Origin of the sequence: Novosphingobium oxfordense, assembly GCF_044029435.1 — a bacterium.
Taxonomy (GTDB): domain Bacteria; phylum Pseudomonadota; class Alphaproteobacteria; order Sphingomonadales; family Sphingomonadaceae; genus Novosphingobium.
In genome coordinates this window covers 277,499-295,900 of the sequence record NZ_CP147007.1, presented here as the reverse complement: position 1 = coordinate 295,900, position 18,402 = coordinate 277,499, and the positions used below count along the sequence as shown (strand labels likewise).

The 18,402-nt window shown below is 58.5% G+C and carries 15 protein-coding genes; 5 read left to right on the top strand and 10 right to left on the bottom strand.

Going from position 1 to position 18,402, the window contains the following annotated elements; genetic code table 11:
• Nucleotides 1-126: 126 nt before the first annotated feature.
• Nucleotides 127-402 (bottom strand): HU family DNA-binding protein, encoded by a 276-nt coding sequence (locus tag WBP07_RS21350; protein ID WP_395396431.1) that lies wholly within the window; start codon nt 400-402, stop codon nt 127-129.
• Nucleotides 403-2,231: 1,829 nt separating this feature from the next.
• Between WBP07_RS21350 and WBP07_RS21345 the strand changes: the two genes are divergently transcribed.
• On the top strand, nt 2,232-3,800 hold the full coding sequence (locus WBP07_RS21345) for an arylsulfatase (protein ID WP_395396430.1): 1,569 nt from the start codon (nt 2,232-2,234) through the stop codon (nt 3,798-3,800).
• 144 nt (nt 3,801-3,944) lie between these two features.
• Here WBP07_RS21345 and WBP07_RS21340 read toward each other — a convergent pair whose 3' ends face one another.
• The 6 genes from WBP07_RS21340 to WBP07_RS21315 all read right to left on the bottom strand — a co-directional run bounded on the left by WBP07_RS21340 (nt 3,945) and on the right by WBP07_RS21315 (nt 10,919).
• Complete coding sequence (locus WBP07_RS21340; RefSeq protein ID WP_395396429.1) at nt 3,945-4,571, bottom strand: response regulator; 627 nt, start codon at nt 4,569-4,571, stop codon at nt 3,945-3,947.
• 73 nt (nt 4,572-4,644) lie between these two features.
• Nucleotides 4,645-5,652: a sensor histidine kinase gene (locus WBP07_RS21335; RefSeq protein ID WP_395396428.1), complete on the bottom strand. Its 1,008-nt coding sequence runs from the start codon at nt 5,650-5,652 to the stop codon at nt 4,645-4,647.
• 227 nt (nt 5,653-5,879) lie between these two features.
• Nucleotides 5,880-6,890 (bottom strand): helix-turn-helix domain-containing protein, encoded by a 1,011-nt coding sequence (locus WBP07_RS21330; protein WP_395396427.1) that lies wholly within the window; start codon nt 6,888-6,890, stop codon nt 5,880-5,882.
• 542 nt (nt 6,891-7,432) lie between these two features.
• Entirely contained in the window at nt 7,433-8,230 is a 798-nt protein-coding gene (locus WBP07_RS21325) for a hypothetical protein (RefSeq protein WP_395396426.1), read from the bottom strand.
• 253 nt (nt 8,231-8,483) lie between these two features.
• Nucleotides 8,484-10,598, bottom strand: a complete 2,115-nt coding sequence (locus WBP07_RS21320; RefSeq protein ID WP_395396425.1) for a TonB-dependent siderophore receptor — start codon at nt 10,596-10,598, stop codon at nt 8,484-8,486.
• Nucleotides 10,599-10,640: 42 nt separating this feature from the next.
• Entirely contained in the window at nt 10,641-10,919 is a 279-nt protein-coding gene (locus tag WBP07_RS21315) for a hypothetical protein (RefSeq protein WP_395396424.1), read from the bottom strand.
• Nucleotides 10,920-11,084: 165 nt separating this feature from the next.
• Here WBP07_RS21315 and WBP07_RS21310 point away from each other — a divergent pair, with 165 nt between their 5' ends.
• From WBP07_RS21310 to WBP07_RS21295, 4 genes are all read left to right on the top strand, one after another.
• Nucleotides 11,085-13,325, top strand: coding sequence for a TonB-dependent siderophore receptor (locus WBP07_RS21310; RefSeq protein ID WP_395396423.1), 2,241 nt, complete (start codon nt 11,085-11,087; stop codon nt 13,323-13,325).
• The gene (locus WBP07_RS21305; RefSeq protein ID WP_395396422.1) at nt 13,325-14,875 is read left to right on the top strand and encodes a PepSY-associated TM helix domain-containing protein; all 1,551 of its coding nucleotides are present in this window, start codon (nt 13,325-13,327) and stop codon (nt 14,873-14,875) included. The genes WBP07_RS21310 and WBP07_RS21305 overlap by 1 nt, the downstream gene beginning before the upstream one ends.
• A complete protein-coding gene (locus WBP07_RS21300; protein ID WP_395396421.1) occupies nt 14,872-15,174 on the top strand; it encodes a DUF3325 domain-containing protein in 303 nt (100 codons plus the stop codon). The genes WBP07_RS21305 and WBP07_RS21300 overlap by 4 nt, the downstream gene beginning before the upstream one ends.
• A gap of 362 nt (nt 15,175-15,536) precedes the next feature.
• Nucleotides 15,537-15,878 (top strand): hypothetical protein, encoded by a 342-nt coding sequence (locus WBP07_RS21295; RefSeq protein WP_395396420.1) that lies wholly within the window; start codon nt 15,537-15,539, stop codon nt 15,876-15,878.
• A 9-nt stretch (nt 15,879-15,887) separates the two neighbouring features.
• Here the strand turns inward: WBP07_RS21295 and WBP07_RS21290 are convergent, their stop codons facing one another.
• The 3 genes from WBP07_RS21290 to WBP07_RS21280 form a co-directional block, all read right to left on the bottom strand.
• A complete protein-coding gene (locus WBP07_RS21290; RefSeq protein ID WP_395396419.1) occupies nt 15,888-16,193 on the bottom strand; it encodes a hypothetical protein in 306 nt (101 codons plus the stop codon).
• 314 nt (nt 16,194-16,507) lie between these two features.
• Complete coding sequence (locus tag WBP07_RS21285; RefSeq protein WP_395396418.1) at nt 16,508-17,806, bottom strand: PQQ-dependent sugar dehydrogenase; 1,299 nt, start codon at nt 17,804-17,806, stop codon at nt 16,508-16,510.
• Complete coding sequence (locus WBP07_RS21280; protein ID WP_395396417.1) at nt 17,803-18,150, bottom strand: DUF2231 domain-containing protein; 348 nt, start codon at nt 18,148-18,150, stop codon at nt 17,803-17,805. The genes WBP07_RS21285 and WBP07_RS21280 overlap by 4 nt, the downstream gene beginning before the upstream one ends.
• Between the last annotated feature and the right edge of the window lie 252 nt (nt 18,151-18,402).

Sequence of the window (18,402 nt, the reverse complement as noted above, 5' to 3'; positions counted from 1 at the left end):
TTTTGTCGTTTTTCGGTATAGTGTCTGACAGTTCGTATCTGCTGTTGCTTGAAGGAGAGCGCGGCGGCATGCTTTGAAACAAGCAAGGGGGCGCCGCGATCACGCGATCGGCGGCGCCCCTTTTCGTCAGCCGTTCAGCCTATCCTTGATGGCCTTCGCCGGAGCAAACGTGAGCTTCCTGGAGGCGGCGATCTGAATGTTTTCACCGGTCGAGGGATTGCGGCCCTCGCGTGGAGGGGAGTTCTTCACCTTGAACTTGCCAAAGCCGTTCAGCGAGATTTCTTCGCCGGCAACGGCGGCATTGGCGATCGTGCCCAACACGGCATCTATTGCCTTCTTGGCATCAGCCTTCGTGACTCCGGTTTCAGCGGCGAGCTTGTCTGCGAGGTCGGCGTTGTTCATTTGCGGGTATCTCCAACTACAATGTTACAAACTTCTTCCATTCTCTAAAGCTTGGCACGGAGTTCGGCTATCTTTTCCAGGCAGAATCTGTGAACTGCCTCGCCTCGTTCCTCGATATGTGCCGCCAACCGCTGCAGCTCGTTTTCATCGATCTTGTAGTGCCGGGAGTATCTTGATTTGACGTAGGCGCGGGCTCTCAGAGATTTTTAGCCCGCATGCGCCTTCAGTTCCGGCGCGGCTCCAGAATGCCGCTGCGACTAGGAGGTCTCTCCAGTCAATGCACTGGCGAGATATCTTTGTGCTAACGCTCTTGGACGAGCGCTCCATTGCTTCTCTTTTGGAAGATCTTTCATAATACCCGATGTCTATACGGCGTCGCCATTCCTGGCGGCCTGCAACGCTGGCCTTGCTGGATCGGGCGCGTTGGCCGGCGCGGTCTGAGCCGATCGGAAGAGACATCCCGACACGCTCGAGCTTCGCAATGGACGCGGCGAATTGCTTGGCCTGATGCCCGCCAGCAGCGAACCTCAAATGGCCGTCGTTGCCTGCCGCCTTTACGCCGCAGGCTACGTTGAAGGACCGGGAGATGGTAAGGAAGCGGTAGGGATTTCCCTGCGATCTTTGATCCCGGCGGCCGTCTGTAGTCGGCGCTGGAAAGCGTAAGGATTTCGTATTTTGGGGCGCGTTGGGGCGAAAGCGGGGCGCACGGGCGGGGCTCGTGCTTGATCAGGAGGAGGGACTGGCCATACCGAACACACACACAACATCCAACGTGCATCCGAACGCGCGGGTTTCGCGCCGCTATCGGCAGGGGCAGGGCATGTCGTGCGCTCCAACGTGGACAGTGGTTCACTTTGCGCACTCGCGGGTGTTTCGAAGAATGACGCGAATTGATTATCGCAACCGTACTGGAGAAAGCAGGCATCCGCCCCCTTCACCTCACGATTTCGTCCAGGACACTACTGCAGTCGGCTCCGGCAGACACCCACACGATGACTGCATCCACGAGGAAGCCTAGGCGCGCCTGCTTCGCGAACGGATGGATTGATGGCCAATCCAATCAATCTTCGGACGCGGATAGGGGGGAGTTCCTGGATTGCAAATAAGAACTGTCCCGTAACCGGGTTTACGCCAAGGCCTGGTTTTACACGATTGACAGGCTCTTTGCCGGCGAGGATTTCCTGATTCTCTCGGAGACGCCGCAAGCAGCATTGGCAATCGCTCGTTTGCACGCCGAGGAATGCCCTTGTTTCGGGCGGGAGTGCCTGGTTTGCGGTGCGTTGTGCGCGTCCACTGGGCATCGGCTTTCGAGGTCCACGCTTGCGGGCAGCTGAAGTCGGCAGCTTGTCTGTCAGTTCCCGGGTCCGGCAATGGCCAGCTCGGCTTGGTCTCTATCATAAGACCGGGCGCCTCGGGATCCGTCTGCTGCCACCGCCAAGATCGAAAACGCAGGATGGGATTAACGAGTGCCTGACGGTTTTGACGGATCGTGTAATGGCGATCTGACACGATCATTCTCCCTGTCCGCATGAGCATGCCCTCTTTCGCCGGACTAATCTCTAGAGGGAGGCCCTGTAGGGCGCCTCTGCGCTGCTCATCGCTGCTGTGTCACTTGCTCAATCGTGCCGGCGTCGAGGCGTATATCATCAGCGCGGCGTGTCGCTGCAGGCATGAATATTCTAGGGCCTCTCAGGAATTCACGCATATCGGGGACGTCCCTGCGACCTCTCAGGGCAAATGCCGATAGGCGAACATGCCGACCTTCGTACCATGTTCTGATCTTCCTGGCGGGTCGTTGCACCGATCTGCCGTATCAGCAGGAGTCCGTTATGCCGGAAGCACGCAAACCCAATATCATTCTCATCCTCTCCGATGATTTTGGCTACGGAGATGCCGGTTGTTATGGCGGCGGCGAGAACCGTGGCATGCCTACTCCTAACCTCGATCGGATGGCCGCTGACGGCGTGCAGTTCCTGTCCTTCTACGCGCAGCCCAGTTGCACGCCGGGGCGCGCCGCAGTGCTGACAGGGCGCATCCCTAACCGCAGCGGCATGACAACCGTCGCGTTCCAGGGGCAGGGAGGCGGCCTGCCCGCCGCCGAATGGACGCTCGCCTCGGTTCTCAAAACGGGCGGCTACAAGACATTCTTCGCGGGCAAGTGGCATCTTGGCGAATCGGACTACGCTTTGCCCAGCGCCCACGGCTACGATGAGATGAAATACTGCGGGCTTTATCACCTCAATGCCTATACTTATGCGGACCCGACATGGTTTCCGGACATGGATCCGGAACTGCGCGCGATGTTTGAGAAGGTGACGCAGGGCGCATTGTCAGGCAAGGCCGGCGAGAAGCCAAAGGAGGAATTCAAGGTCAACGGGCAATACGTGAACACGCCGGAAAATGGCGTCGTCGGCATTCCCTTTTATGACGAATATGTCGAGAGAGCCTCGCTCGAATACCTGGAACGTGCCAAGGATACGGACGAGCCGTTCTTCATGCATGTCAACTTCATGAAGGTCCACCAGCCGAACATGCCGCATCCCGATTTCCAGGGTAAATCCCTCTCGAAATCGAAGTTCGCGGATTCCGTCTGCGAAAACGATGCACGCATCGGAGCCATCCTCGAGAGGGTTCGCGAACTTGGCCTGGAGGACAATACCTACATCTTCTGGACCACCGACAATGGCGCTTGGCAGGATGTCTATCCTGACGCGGGCTACACGCCTTTTCGCGGTACCAAGGGCACCGTCCGCGAAGGCGGCAATCGCGTCCCTTCCCTCGCCATGGGGCCCGGTATCAAGGGCGGCGTGAAGAACTCGGACATTGTCGGCGGTCTCGACTATATGGCGACTTTCGCGTCATTGGCGGGCATCGAGCTGCCGGAAACGGACAGGGAAGGCGAACCGATCATCTTCGACAGCTACGACATGTCGCCGGTACTCTTCGGCACGGGCAAGTCGGAACGCAAAAACTGGTTCTACTTCACTGAGGATGAACTTACCCCCGGTGCAGCTCGCGTAGGCAACTACAAGGCTTGCTTCAATGTCCGCGGCGATAACGGTGCCTCGACGGGTGGCTTGGCAGTGGATACCAATCTCGGTTGGAAGGGGCCGACTGCATACGTGGCAACGGTGCCGCAAGTGTTCGATCTTTGGCAGGATCCGCAGGAACGCTACGATATATTCATGAATAACTATACTGAGCACACTTGGACGCTCGTGACTATCAACGCAGCGATCAAGGAACTCATGCAAACCTACATCAAATATCCGCCCCGCAAGGTGCAGAGCGAGGGCTACTCAGGGCCAATAACGCTCACCCAATATGAGCGCTTCAAGCATATCAAGGATCAGCTTGCCACCGAAGGGTTCCGTATCGGGCTGCCCACGGGCAACTAAAAACTGGCGAGGTTTGCGGCACGGTCTACATGGGCAAGAGTAGACCATGCCGTATTCCTTATTGTCAAGCATCGACATCTGCGCCGGCATGGCCGGTTCAGGCTTAAGCAGGTTGGTAAACAAGCGCAGTCGAGCCTGGAAAACTCACAACGCTATTATGTTGTTTCTGATTGCATATCTCACCAGGTCTGCGACGGTCGCCAAATTCAGTTTACGCATCACTGAGGCTCGGTGAGTTTCAATGGTCTTGCAGGCCACGCCCAGCGCTTGGGCCACGTCTTTATTGCTCCCACCGTTTGCGATTAGGCGAACCACTTCGATTTCCCGCTCTGTCAGGAACGAAACCTGGAATCTATCCTTAATATAGCCCGACTTGCTTTCCAGCAATGCGTGGGGAAGCTGCGGTGAGAAGTATGGCACACCTCGAAAGACCGAATGTATTGCCTTAAAAAGATGATGTATTGCATCAGACTTCAATACCAATCCGGTCGCTCCCGAACGCAGGGACTTAATGATTTCATTATCGCATAAGATATTTGAAAAAATTATAATATTAGTCCGGGGGGAAGCCGACTTAATCGAGCGAGTTGTCTCAGCTGCGTTCATATGGGCCAAGGAATAATCCAGGATAGCAACGGAAGGCTTTCGTTCATGTGCCAGTCGGACCGCGGACTGGCCATCCGAGGCCTCGCCAACCACTTCAAAGCGTGCTTTTTCGGCAACGCGCCTGATACCTTCTCGCAAGGCTTCGTGATCGTCGGCGATCAGCATGGTTTTTTGGCAGTTGCGTAGGAGCACGAGCTCGTCCTTCTTATATGCGATTGGCTTCCGGTACCGAGATGCCTCACACCGGTAATTCCAAAGAGAGCAACGTTCCCGAGCCGCTTCCATCTATCGATAGTGTTCCGCCAATACTTCGGGCGCGACTTCGCATGCTGATAAGTCCTACCCCCTGAGCATCTTTTCTGTGGCCTGAGGCAATCAGCCTCGGAATGCCGACACCGTCATCCTCGATCTGCATACTTAGGCGTCCACAGTGCAGCTTTGCTCTCAGTACGACGGAATCGGCGCGTGCATGTCTGCTGACGTTTGTAAGTGCTTCTTGAAGGATAAGTATAATCTCTTCGACATGTCGCGCTGACAATTTTATGTCACTGGGCAATTCGTCCAGATCCAGCTCAACGTCGAAATCATGCGCGAACCGCGATCTGAGAGACATCACCAAGTCGATTACGCTTTCAGCAGGCCGTGGCCGAAGCTCGATCTGCCGGTGCGCCAGAGCGCTAATGCTGTCATGAGCCTTTTTCAGTGAAGAACCAAGGCTTTCGATAGATTTTGTGATTTCGGCCGGAAACTTTGCTTTACGTAATTGCTCGACGTAGAGCTGCGACAGGGCCAAGTCCTGGCAGGCTCCATCGTGCAAATCGCGGGCGAAGCGACGGCGCTCAATGTCTTCGATACGGAGTTGGTCTGCCGTTATGGAGGCTGTAGTCCGATAACTAGGGCCCGCGCCAGGCGAATCTTTACGCAGGTTGAGCCATCCGATCAGGATGTCGAGGCCAAGGGACGTCACGAGGACTTCCAATTGACTATTCCGGGGTGGGGTGGTGTTGTAGGTTTTGCGATTATGCGTGTGTGAGTGCCTTAAAAATTGTTCGCTCACTTCGGTCCTATGGTTAGGGCTGATTGGCAGTGCAGATATCGCTTTCTGAAGCCCTAATCCGGCAAGCTCGCCTTTTGGCGCTTCCTCAAAAAGATTCGAATTGCCGGAAGATTTCGCCCAAATTATTGTCTGATCTTGAACCAGGAAAACCGTATCATAGCCAGTGATTTGCGAGATTTCCTCGATCAACGCAGTTGTCCAGCTACGATTTGATGTCGCTATTAGGCAGTCCACGGGATATGACGTCGGAGCGGTACCAAGGGACAACTGTTTCATGCCGCCATCCTCCTACCCCTGCCTTTCAGATGCACTGGGCAGCTTTCCTTAGGATTTTCTCCCGAGGAGGATAATACCTAAGGGTGGCAGCAATCTATGCAGATTCTGTCAAAATCATGTCGACAGCAAGATGACTTCGTTTACTTATTCTTAATTGTTCCGGATGGAAGTTCATCGAATAAATATCTATACCATCTTGAAAGGCGTCCCATCTCGGAAATACCCCATCGATTTGCGGCGATCGTGATTGTGCATATCGCTTCCGCATCAGATACAATATCATTTCTGATTCGATTTAAACGCAATTTGCGAACATATGAATGTGGTGTTTCGCACAGTATTTCGTGGAATGCCCGGTTAAGAGTGCTCGGTGATACGCCGATCGATCGGCAGAGCGTCTCCGTTACGATGGGCCTGTCAATATGAGCGAGAATATAGTCGTGTGCCCGTGCGACAATTTTCGCGTGACCCGCGGGAGATTGTCGGCCGGTCATATGCCGAGGTGGGCGAGACATTATTTTGATCGTTTGTCTGAGCAGGTAACGTCCAACGACAGATGGATCGTCTGCGTTCCCCAGACTTGCGCCGTGGAGCGATCCCACCAGAGGGGTTGCCGTTTTGAGTACCGCGACGGGTAGGGGGTGTTGACTGACCCCAGTTTCCCCGAGTTGCCGCCTGTCGAGCACCAGTCCCATTTCGGCGGCAATCTCTTCGAGGTGATCGGTATTCAAAGTTGCGCAAAAGTAAGTGGATCCGTCGCCATAAAGCGCGTCGTGTGATGCACCGGGCAGGAACACCGCAAACTCGCCCGTTCGAACTTCGTTAAGCCATTGCCTTGATCCCGAGCCAAGCCTGACGCCGATGCCGATTGTGACCATTGACTCGGAAAGGCAACCACGCAGTGCTAACCGTCTCCCGACCATACCGCTGCTATATGTCACGCCTTTATCTTGCAGGTATGCCAAGCTTCCGATCATACGTCCGCGAGCGAGTTGTGCTGTTTCGAGATTTGCCCCCGCGACTGCCTCAGCGAACTCTTCAATGCCGTTTACAGCAAGCCGCTGCCAAGCACCTAGGGGGCCTTGCACCGATCGGCGCGGTTTGAGATCAGCTTTTTTTGAGGCCATAATCAATGGTCCATTGTCAAGCATGCCCAAGCAGCGAGATTATGCCCGAAGCTTGGCGGTCCACCAACAGCGATCTGCATGCCCTATGCCGTCAGGAAGCAAAGGTGGGCTAACGGTTTCGCATGTTTCGAAGCTTTACTATAGCGTGGCATATGCGCTGTTGGCTACCATAAGGCAACGGACAGAGGCTTGCAAAGGACCTCATAACACCTTTCGTTTGTCTCGCGCTACTTGCCGGCAGTCGATAGGGACGGATTGGCGGAGCCATTTTCAATTCGGTGGATATCGGCCTCGCAGCGGGGACGAGCGGCGGCGTCCCTTGGCCCATGTGCAGCCATAAGCCGTCAGTCGTATTTACTTCCAGATGCGGTTTATACAAACGCGCGCTTGTGCAGGTCGAACTGGGCTTGCCTCAACGCATGTACCGAGCGGGCTTTCTCTCATTTAAGCCGATCGAGTGCGCAGTTCGGGGATGTGAAAACGGCGGGGCTGATGGCCCGCCGCATTTGTGAGTTTGGGATTTACGAAGCCCGACCCGGCATTGCCGCTGGTCCCTGCTCGGCGGATCAGCTCGAGATGCTGTCTTTGGTCGCTCTGCTCCTGGTATTGGCATCGCCAGCGGGCTTCTGAGCTGCGATGGCCTTGCCTGCCGTGGCAGGCGTTTTCTTCATGACTGTGGCAACCTTGGCTTGCTGAGCCGTTTTGACGTCGCTTACCGCCGCGGGCACCTTGGTGCCAAGGGACTTGTCCCCCCTTAATGCTGTTGTGGTGGCCGACTGTGCCTTTTCTTTTTTACCCGGCTTGGAAACTGTGCCGCGCTGTACAGGCGCTTTGCTCTTGACCGAGGCTGCAATTGAGGGCTTAGCCGCACGCGACACAGCGGGAGATGTCTCAACCGTGGCGTTGGCAGCGCCAGGCTTGTTTGCTGCGTCGCCCGTCGCGGTCTTGACCTTGGTGAGGGGGGCATTCTTTGAGGCCGACTTGCCGGCATTGGTGCCCGTTTTGGAGGTTGCCTGCTTGGTATTCTTTTCGTTGGCAGTGACAGCTTTCGCTCCGGCTGCTGCGGTTTTCGGGCTACTTGCGGCCTTTGAATCGGCCGCAATCTTGGCCGCTGCCGCTGCCTTCGGCACCGCTGTCTTGGATGGCACTTCGGCCGAGGCCCGGCCCCCGAAGCCGCTGGCCTTGGCGAAGTTGCGACGCTGCTCGGAATAGTGCTGTAACCAGCGGATAGTCTGCCGGCAACTTGTACCTGGCGCGATATTTCTCCATCCTGCACTTTCCGCGAACGATGTGGCTCGCTTGAGCACTGGAGGTGGTCCGGCGATGCAGGAGCGTTTGATCCGCAGTCCGGTGAAAACGCCCATGCGGTCAATGGCTTGATTTGACGAAAAACGAAACCTTTTAGCTTGCCATCCCGTCGAATTGCTCTTTTCGAGGGAAAATAGCTTGCGCCTCGAGGAGGCATTTCCCAGCCCTACAGGCCGTTGTTCCCGCCACCCGCTTGGCAATGGAGACCGGAACCCGGCGAGGCAGTGGGTTGCAAATTAGCCGTTTGATTGCTCGACCCCAACCTCTGGCTGCTCGCTGTGATGAGATTTTTCAGGCTCCTGGACTCAATCAATAGTCGAACCTTATTGTACCAATGACGCTGCGGGGGGTGGCATAGAAGGCCTGCCCCCACGCCAGCGAGTTCAGATATTTCGCGTTGGTGAGGTTGCGCACGTTTACGCTGGCCTGAACGCGATCGACCACCTTGATGCCGGCCAGAACGTCCACAACGGCATAACCTTTCTGGGAAATGGGCAGGCCAGCGCTATCATCGGTCCCACTTATCGCGCTCTGATAGCGGAACTGGGCCCCGAGCTTGAGATCGCGCCATTCCGGCACTTCATAGGTTGCAGCCAACTTTATGCTGTCGCGCGGGATCTGGTTCTGCGTGCGCAGGCCTTGGTCGTCTTCGATCTTAAGGTGGGTGAAGCCACCGCTCAGTTGCCAATGATCGGTAACGCGGCCGGAAACCTCAACCTCGAAACCCTTCGAGGTAGTATCCAAGGCTTCGTAATAGTCGAGCCCGAGCGGGCCATCGCTTCCATCGAACGTGCCAAGATAGCTTGCAAGCCCGCGCTGCTTCGCCTTGAAGATGGCGGCTGTCGCGGAGAGGCGGTTGTCCAGCCAACTGCCCTTGATGCCGGCCTCCAGAGAAGTGCCCTTTGCCGGGGCTAGACGGCGGTTGCCGATGTCCACCTGGCTCTGAGGGGCATAGATATCGGTATAGCTCGCATAGAGCGTAAGGTTGCGGGTAATGTCGAACAGCAGCCCGGCATAGGGACTGACCTTGTGATCGTCCCGCGCCAGGTCGGATCCGTAGGAATCACCGGTCGTCTTCAGCCATACCGCGGACGCGCCGGCGACGCCTTTCAACCGGTCCGTGAAATTCAGATGGATCGCGCCATATACCCGTGTCAGGCGATTGCGTTCGTGCCCCTGAAGCGTGATTTCGGGATAGTCCGGTTCCGGGGGCACGAAGGAACTGAGCTGGCGAATATCGCCAAAATCGATTTCGGTATCGGAATAGGCTTCATATTCCTTGCTGCGCAGCCAGCCATTCGACACGCCAAAGGCCAGTTGGTGGCTGCGACCGAACAACCCGACGCTGCCCGAGGCATAGCCATCGATCAGATATTGCTTGTTGTGGCTGGGATAGATGCCGCTGCTGCCAACGATGCCGAGACCGGTTTCCGGGTCGGGCGTGCCGGAAGCGTATAGCCGCTTCGCCTTGGAATCGACGTGGTTGTAAGTGAAAACGCCGCGCACCGACCAATCGCCGCCGACCTTGTACGTCAGTTCGCCGAACGCGCTTTCGTTCAGGACATTGGCGTATGTCCAGGGGGCAGAAGTGGTTGCCGAACGGGGATAGGCTATTCGGGTACCGTCGCTGTAGATGAGCGGCAGGGCGCCCCACAGGATGCCGTCGGCCTTGTTTTCCTGCCGTGTGTATCCGGCCGTAGCGGTAAGCGACGGCGTGATATCCAGCGCGACAGAACCGCCCACAACCGTGCGGTTGACCTGATTGTAGTCCAAGTAGGAATTGCGTTTCTCGTGCGCGCCGATGACACGCGCCCGCAATGAGCCGCTTGCGTTGATCGGGCCGGATACATCGCCTTCCAGCCGCCACATGTCGAACGAGCCCGCGTAGGCCGATGCGTTTGCCTGGAACGTCGTGGTCGGGCGCTTGCGCAGATAGTTCACGGTGGCGGATGGGTTGCCCACGCCGGTCATGATGGCGTTCGCACCGCGCACAATTTCGACACGTTCGTACAAGATCGTATCGAGATCGCCGTCTACCGCTCCCAATAGAGGCAGTCCGATGCCGTCGACCTGGAAATTGGTGATCTCGAAGCCACGCGAGTTGTATTCGGTGCGATCGGTCTCGTTGCGCAGGACGATGACGCCCACGGATTGTTCCAGCAGGTCGTTTAAGTTCGTAAGCGCGAAATCGTCGATCCGCTGGCGATCGACCACGGTTACCGATTGCGGGGTCTCTCGGAGCGACAGGTCGAGACCGGTCGCGGAGGAACTTTCGTTCAGGTCTACCTGCCTGGACCTTGCGCCGGTGACGACGATATCTGTGCGGGAGGGCGCCTGGTCAGTGGGAGCAGGAGCATCCGAAGCATAAGCTGGACATGCTGCGATGGCCGGGAACGCGGCTGTGAATAGCAATCGACCGAACACTCTGAATTTCTCCCCGCTTCTGAACTGCTGATAGATTTAATGCTAATGCGAATCAACAACTATGCGGGCGAGTTTTTCCAGATCGCCCGAGCGCGGGTGTTCACAGCCGCAATGCGTACCGAATTCGAAGGCAGGGTGCGTGCTCGCGGCCCAAATCGAACCCATTTCCGCGTCTGACAAAATTTCCGTGCTTGTGTCGCATTCACCACACAAGGATCTTGCCAGATCGTGTGGGACAAGGGCGGCGATGGCGAAGAGCCATCGAATTTCGCCAATTTGTGGCAGCGACAGGCGGCCCCAGACCTTTGCTGAGACCGGCATGTGCTCAATTCTGAGGAGGCTCCGGACGAAAGCCTGGCATAAATTGCGACGATGATGCTATTGCGAATCTATCGCAATCTCATTAAGCGGCGCCGCGCAATAGTCGCGAACGTGTTCGGGCCATCTCCGTAATTCCGTGATCGCGAATTCAGTGCAGGGGTAATAATGAGGGATACGAACTCAAGCCGTGCAGGAGCGTCTGTCAGCGTCGCCACCTTGATCGCGGCATTGGCGGCAAGCTGTGCAATTCCGCAGATCGCATTTGCAGCGCCGGGGCCCGAGGAGGATCCCGCCGATAGCATTACCGTCACCGGTGAGCGGGCCTCCAACGACCCTGTTCTGACCGAGGGGCGCGACAGCTACGCGCCGGCGGCGATCAACGTCGGCAAGGCGGCGCAGACGCTTCGCGAAATCCCGCAGTCGGTCACCGTCATGACGCGTGCGCGCATCGAGGATCAGAACCTGCTGACGGTCGAGGACGTCATGCAGCAGATGACCGGCGTGACGGTGGACCGGGCGTGGCTTTCGTCCACATATACCTCGCGCGGCCTTACCATCACCAATTACCGACTGGACGGCGGCGCCAGCAGCCAGACATCCACCACCACCGGCGACCTCGATACTGCAATCTTTGACTCGATCGCGTTGGTCCGGGGGGCCGACGGCCTGTTCGGCGCGGGCGAAGCCGGCGGCGTCATCAACTTCACACGAAAGCGTGCGCTGGCAGACCCGCAGGCCCGCGCCGCGATGACGTTCGGAAGCTGGGACCATGCCCGCATCGATGCGGACGTAACGGGCGCGCTCACCAAGGATGGCAACCTGCGGGCACGCGCGATCGGCGTCTACGACATGAGCAATTCGTTCCAGGACTACAAGTCGGACGATCGCTGGCTGGCGCACGGCTCGATCGAATACAATCCGGCGCCGAGCACGCTGCTGCTTGCCGGCTACACGCATCAGCACGATCGGCACGAGGCCTTCAATGTCAGCCTGCCGCGCTATCGCAGCGGCGAAGATATCGACTTCCCGCGCAGCACCAATACGGGCGCTCCGTGGAACTGGATCGAACGGGATATCGACATCGCCTATGGCCGGATCGAGCAGGCCATTGGCAATAAGTGGACGGTGCGCCTGAATGCGAATTACAGCCGTTCCAATGACGAGACCAATGCCGCAGAAATGGAGAACGCGGTCGATCCCATCGATCATTCGGGGATCGACTGGTGGTACTATCAATCGGCGGCCAAGGCCCGCGAACTGACACTGGACTTCAATACGACCGGAAGCTTTCAGGCATTCGGGCAGAAGCAGGAAGTGGTGCTTGGCGTGGATTACACGCGCAACAAGACCGACAACCGCAGCCTCTGGACCTACTATGGTCCGGGCGACGTTTTCGATCCCGTCTATCCGCCGCAAATCGCATTCCCGCCGGCATGGGACCAGGGCGGTTATCAGGGCCGCACCGACATCGAACGCCTCGGCTTTTATGGATCGCTGCGCATCCGGCCGATCGCGGCGCTTTCGCTGATCGGTGGCGGGCGTCTGGTGGTGAAGGACCGTACCGAGCGTAGCAATATTGCGACTGGCGAAGTCACTTCGCTGATCGACCAGAAGACCAAGTTCGTACCTTACGTGGCGACGGTGTTGGATCTGACCAAGGCGGTCAGCCTCTATGCAAGCTATTCCGAGATCTACCAGTCGCAGGCCAACTATCTGTCCGGGCCGCGTCCGGGTACACCGCTTGCCCCGGTGACCGGCACCAATTACGAAGCCGGGCTGAAGGGCGAGCTGATGGGTGGAAAGTTGACCGGATCGCTGGCAGTCTACCGCGTGCGCAAGAAGGGGGCGTTCGCCGTCGATCCCAGCAATCCGCCTGCCAGTTCCACCGACAACTGTTGCTATGTCCGCGACGGTTCGCTCAGGAGCCAGGGCTTCGAGGCCGAGGTCAACGGCGAAATCCTGCCCGGCTGGCAGCTCTCGCTCGGCTACACCTACAATGATAACGAGAACAAGCGCGACAACGACGCCTCGTTCGCCGAAATCACGCCCAAGCACCTGTTCAAGCTCTTCACCGACTACAAATTCCGCGAGGGATCGCTGAAGGGCCTCAGCGTCGGCGGCGGCGTGACCGCGCAGAGCAGCAATTTCCGTTCGGGCTATGCGCAGGAACTGAACCCGGCGTCCGGCCTCTATGATGGGCCTTACTACCTGTATCAGTTCCGGACGCCGGGCTATGCCGTCTGGTCGCTTCGTGCCGAGTATGAGGTAAGCGAGCAGTTTTCGGTCAGCGCCAACCTCAACAACGTGTTCGACAAGACCTACTACGTCACCATCGGCAGCCCGGGCTACGGGAACTTCTATGGGGATCCGCGCAATTTCCTCGTCTCGCTGCGCGGAAAGTTCTGATGGCGCAGTCGTTCCGGCAATCGATGGCCTGGCTACACACCTGGGCGGGGCTCATCCCCGCCTGGATCGTCTTCGTCATCTTCCTGTTCGGAACGAGCGCCTATTTCGAGCGCGAAATCAGTTCATGGATGCGTCCCGAAGTGCACGCCGCGCCGGTCAGTGCCGAAGCCCTTGACGCCGCCGGCCGCGCGCTTGCCGTGCGCGGCGCCGGCGCCGAAAGTTGGAACGTCACGATTCCCGGCAAGCGTGGCGGCGATGCCCTGTTGGCTTCGTGGCTTATGCCGGGTCAGTCATGGCGCGATCGGCATGAAGTTCGGTTCGATCCGGCGACGGGCCGCGAACTGCAGGTGCGCGACACGGAGGGCGGGTATTTTCTCTATCGGTTCCATTTTGACCTTCATGCGATGCCAGTAAGCTGGGCGCGCATGATCGTGAGCATTGCCGCGCTCGCGATGCTAGTGGCGATCATCTCCGGCATCGTGACGCACAAGAAGATTTTCGCTGACTTCTTCATGCTGCGGTTCAACAAGGGACAGCGCAGTTGGCTCGATGCCCACAACGTCAGCGCTGTGCTGGCGCTGCCGTTTCACCTGATGATCACGTACACGGGGCTGGTGACCTTGGTCTTCACGCTCATGCCCTGGGCGGTCAGCGCAAATTTCAAGAGTCTCGACGCCTATTTCGAGGCGGCGTATCCGGCACGGGCAGAGATCAAGTCTAGTGGCGCGAAGACCCCGGTTTTACCGCTTTCGGAAATTGTGGGGCGTGCCGGAATGACACCGACTGGCACCAGCTATATCGCCGTCGACCTGCCAGGGAATGCCGCCGCACATGCCACTTTGTACCCGGCCGCCGAGCCAATCGACGGGCGCAGCCAAACGATCGAACTGAACGCGGCGAACGGCGTTTTTCTTCCGCCCATGCCCGAACACGATGGCGCGGCAAGTGCTACGCAGCGGGTGATGATTGCGCTTCACAGAGGCGACTTCGCCAAGCCGGTGCTGCGGTGGCTATATTTCCTGTCGGGTGCTGCAGGGACCGTGATGATCGCGACCGGCATGGTGTTATGGACCGTCAAGCGACGCCATCGCTTATCCGACCCGGAGCGGCCGCATTTTGGGTTCGCTTTAACCGAGCGCCTGAACCTCGGCGTGATCGTTGGTGCGCCGACGGGCATTGCCGCCTATTTCCTGGCCAATCGTCTCTTACCGGAGGGATTGGAGCATCGTGCCGATTGGGAGATCAATGCGCTGTTCGTGGTCTGGGGTGCCGTCTTCGTTTGGGGTATCGCCAGGCCGACGCGCGCCGGATGGACCGAGGCTCTGGGAACGGGCGCGGTGCTGTGGCTGGCCGTGCCCCTGGTCAATGCCGTGATGACCGAACGGGGTTTAGTAGCTAGCGTTCTTGCTGGAGACCGCGTTTTCATGGCTTTTGACCTGGTCGCGCTGTGTCTGGGTGCGTTCTTCGCTTTGGCTGCCCGGAAGGTCGCGAGCCATAAACCCAAACGGCCCGTGCGACGGCTTGTGGAACCCGCCGAGGCCCTGCGATGAACGTGCTCGTAGTGGACACTCTGGCCTTTTTCACAGTGCCGGGCGGGTTCACCGGACTTCTGTTGGCGATGTCGCGGCATCGTCAGGATTGGCTTGGCCGTAAGCTGCCACCAGCCAAGGGCAGGGCAATCCGACGGACAGGCACGCGACTTCTCGCCGTAAATATGGGTTTGGCCTGTGCTGGCCACGGTCGGGGTTATGGGCTGATCCTGGGCGTCGGATCCTGGTCGGTTTCGGCAGCCTTCTTAGTCGCTGCCAACTGTACTCGGATGCGGATCGTCGATCTTTGGAAGGGATAGCGATGAACCGATCCTCCGTGATTTCCCGCATAATTGCCGGCACTCTCGGCGCATACGTCGTGACCGCACTGGCAACGATCGCGCTTTCGCGCCTGATTATCGTTCTGGGTGGCGATCCTGTGGAGGCGACGCTTGGTGCGACTATAGTATCTTTTGCCCTCTTCGCAGGTATTGCAATCACGGTCTTTCACGCTCCCAAACTCGCTCGAGCCTGGCTCTGTCTGGGGCTCGCTTCCGGTTTATTCTGTTTGTTCAGCATTTTCCTCGTAGCATCGGCTTAGATAGTAGCGGCCCCAACTTTGGTTAAAGGTGGATTTTCTCGTGCCGATGCCCAACGCCAACGTTCGCTAGACAAGCGATGAATGGCTGCTCGCGTCGCGACCGGAAATCGCAGACTGGGGCCTGGCAATTGCGGCGCTTTGGATGGTCTCGCTGAGCAGTCTTTCCCACAGCATACCAACGATGCTGTTGGCCTCGATCGGCGCCGCGACGGCGCCATCGGAAAAGGCACTGGCGAGTGCACCTGGTTCCAGTTGCTCAAGGGCGAATGCGACAATGGCCAAACCGATCTCGGCGACGTGATATGCGGCCTGTTGCGTGAACGCTGCGGACGGCTGCACAGCCCCGTCGATCCGTCGACTGTTTGCAACGCGTCGTCGCGCATGACGACGCCGGGTGCCTTCCGGATCTCGATCGCCGGCTAAGATCTGCGGTCAAATTCGGCGCGGGGAGCGCAACACGAGCAGATCCGGGTTCGCTGTGACAATTCCGGTCCCCAGAACAATCACGTCCTCGACAAAGCCGGTTGCGGTCTGCCCGTAGCGTCGCATGGCCGCGCAGCGCAGGCGCCAACCTACGTAGGAGGAGATCAGCGCTGTGCCTGCGGCGGCGAGTGCAGCCGGGAACCGCTCTCCACGCGGGGCGAGGACAGCGCCGGCATAGGCTGCGGTCACTGCACGCACTGCAAGGCCTGGAGGCTCAATCCGATCGGGTGCCGATTTCATCTTGTCGCCCGCCATTTCTGCCGGAGCCAGCGCGGCTGCGCCTGTGGCGAAGAGGGGCTCTATTAAGCAGGCCTTGGAGAGGAAGCACTGTCGGTACCGCTCCCCGCCGTGTGGCCAGTGCAATCGAAGCGAGCGGAGCAATACCGCGCTGTCCGGCGACAAGGCCGATGAGAAGGGAGCGGATCATGACGGCCATCCTGTCTTGAGGAGTTGATGAAATGCGCGAAGCGCTCGATCTGATCCCGCTGGCCTTACCATTCAGCGCGCGCGCCAGTCGCCAGCCGTGCCTGGAGACAGTTGAGGAGGCCGTCAGCGGCGCTACCGCCGTTTCACCGGGCCGGTGCGATCCGCCATATTGTGTTGGACAGATCGTCCGCCACGAGTACGGCGTGGCGGACACTATCGTAAGTCACGCCGACTGGGCGCCCGCGGGCCTTTCCATCGGTCCCGATGAAGCCCGTGGCAAAATCCCTGGGCTTGCCGGATGGACGTCCATTGGCGAATGGTATCCACACGACCTTGTATCCGGCGGGATCCGGACGGTTCCAGCTACCGTGTTCCCCCACGAATGCACCTTCGGCGTAGTTGGGACCGAAGCCACCGCCCTCAGTGAAAGCGAGACCCAGCGTTGCTACATGCGATCCCAGCGCATAGTCGGGCGCGATGGCCCTGCGCACCATGTCGGGTTTCTGCGGGTGGACACGCGGGTCGGCGTGCTGGCCGTAGTAGCTGTAGGGCCAGCCATAGAACGCTCCTGGGGTTACTGAAGTAAGGTAATCCGGTACCAGATCCGCGCCCAGCTCATCGCGTTCGTTGGCAACGGTCCAGAGGGCTTTCGTTGCGGGATTGATTGCAAGGGCAGTGGGATTGCGGATCCCGGACGCATAAGTCCGGTGCGCACCCGTTGATGGATCGATTTCCCAGATTTGCGCACGTTCCTCTTCGACGGCGAGACCTCGCTCGCCGATATTACTGTTGGATCCGATGCCGACATAGAGGAATGAGCCATCAGCACTGGCAGTCAAAGCTTTCGTCCAGTGATGGTTGGGGTTGGCGGGCAGCTTCGTGACGAGTTGCCCTGGACTGGCGACTCGTGTCGCACCATCGACATAAGGAAAGCGCAGCAATGCGTCCTGATTGGCCACATACAGGTCGGATCCAACCAGCACCATGCCGTAAGGTGCATTGAGCCCGCCTATGAATTCGGTCTGGACCTCGTACTTTCCATCCCTGTCGCTATCGCGCAAAAGCGTAATGCGGTCGCCGCCCTTGACGCCGCTCTTGCCCAGGCTCTTGATGTAACCGGCGATGAGATCCTTGGGCCGGAGTTTCGCCTCCTTCCCGCCAAGACCTTCCGCTACAAGGATGTCTCCGTTGGGCAGAACGAGGGTCTGGCGCGGCACCTTGAGGCCAGTGGCGATGGGCGTTATTGTAAAGCCTCGTGGCACAGAGGGCGTGGCGCCGTTCCAGCCAATAGGCCGCGCGATCTTCATCGGTGGAACGAGTGTCTCATCCTGAGCAGGCAACTTGGGGTGCGGGCCAGTCTGATCCAAGTCCGGTGCCTTGCTGCAGCCGACCAGGACGAGCGGTGCAGCCAGCCCGGCAAAGGCTAGGCGAAGCGAAATCATAGGCGTGCCTCCCTTGGCGCGCTGTAGCCAATCCAGCCGGCAGCGAGGGCCAGAATTGCGGAAATCGCCGACAGCACGAGACCCATTATGCCGACCGAGGTCCATCCATCATGGCTGTGCTGAAAGGAGTTGATCAGGCCCACGCCGAAGAGGAGTATCAGAGTTACAGTGAGCCAGCCGCTTCCCGGGCGACGGAGGGCGACGCGAGCAAGGCTCCAGACGCATGCCAATCCGCAGAAGAGTACTCCGCCCGCGATGAGCCATGCGGCGAAGTTCGACCACTGCATCTCGGCACTGTTGAAATAGGCAACGTCGGTCAGGAATGCTGCGGGAAAGAGAGCCACAGGAAACGCGAGAAGCAGAGCATGAAGGGGATGTAGTGCCACTGGGACACCGCGCAGGACAGCACGAGGCACGTTGCGTTCCTCCAGGGTTGGTCTGGTGGAAGGATAATGCTTTGGAATGGGAAGAGTTGCGAGAGAGTTTGGCTGGAAATCGCCGATTGTGCTGCGTGGCTTCGCGCGGCACATGAGAGGGAGAGACAATCAAGGCGTCAGACGGGGGCGATCCGCGTCAACTTACGGGTCAGCAGTTCG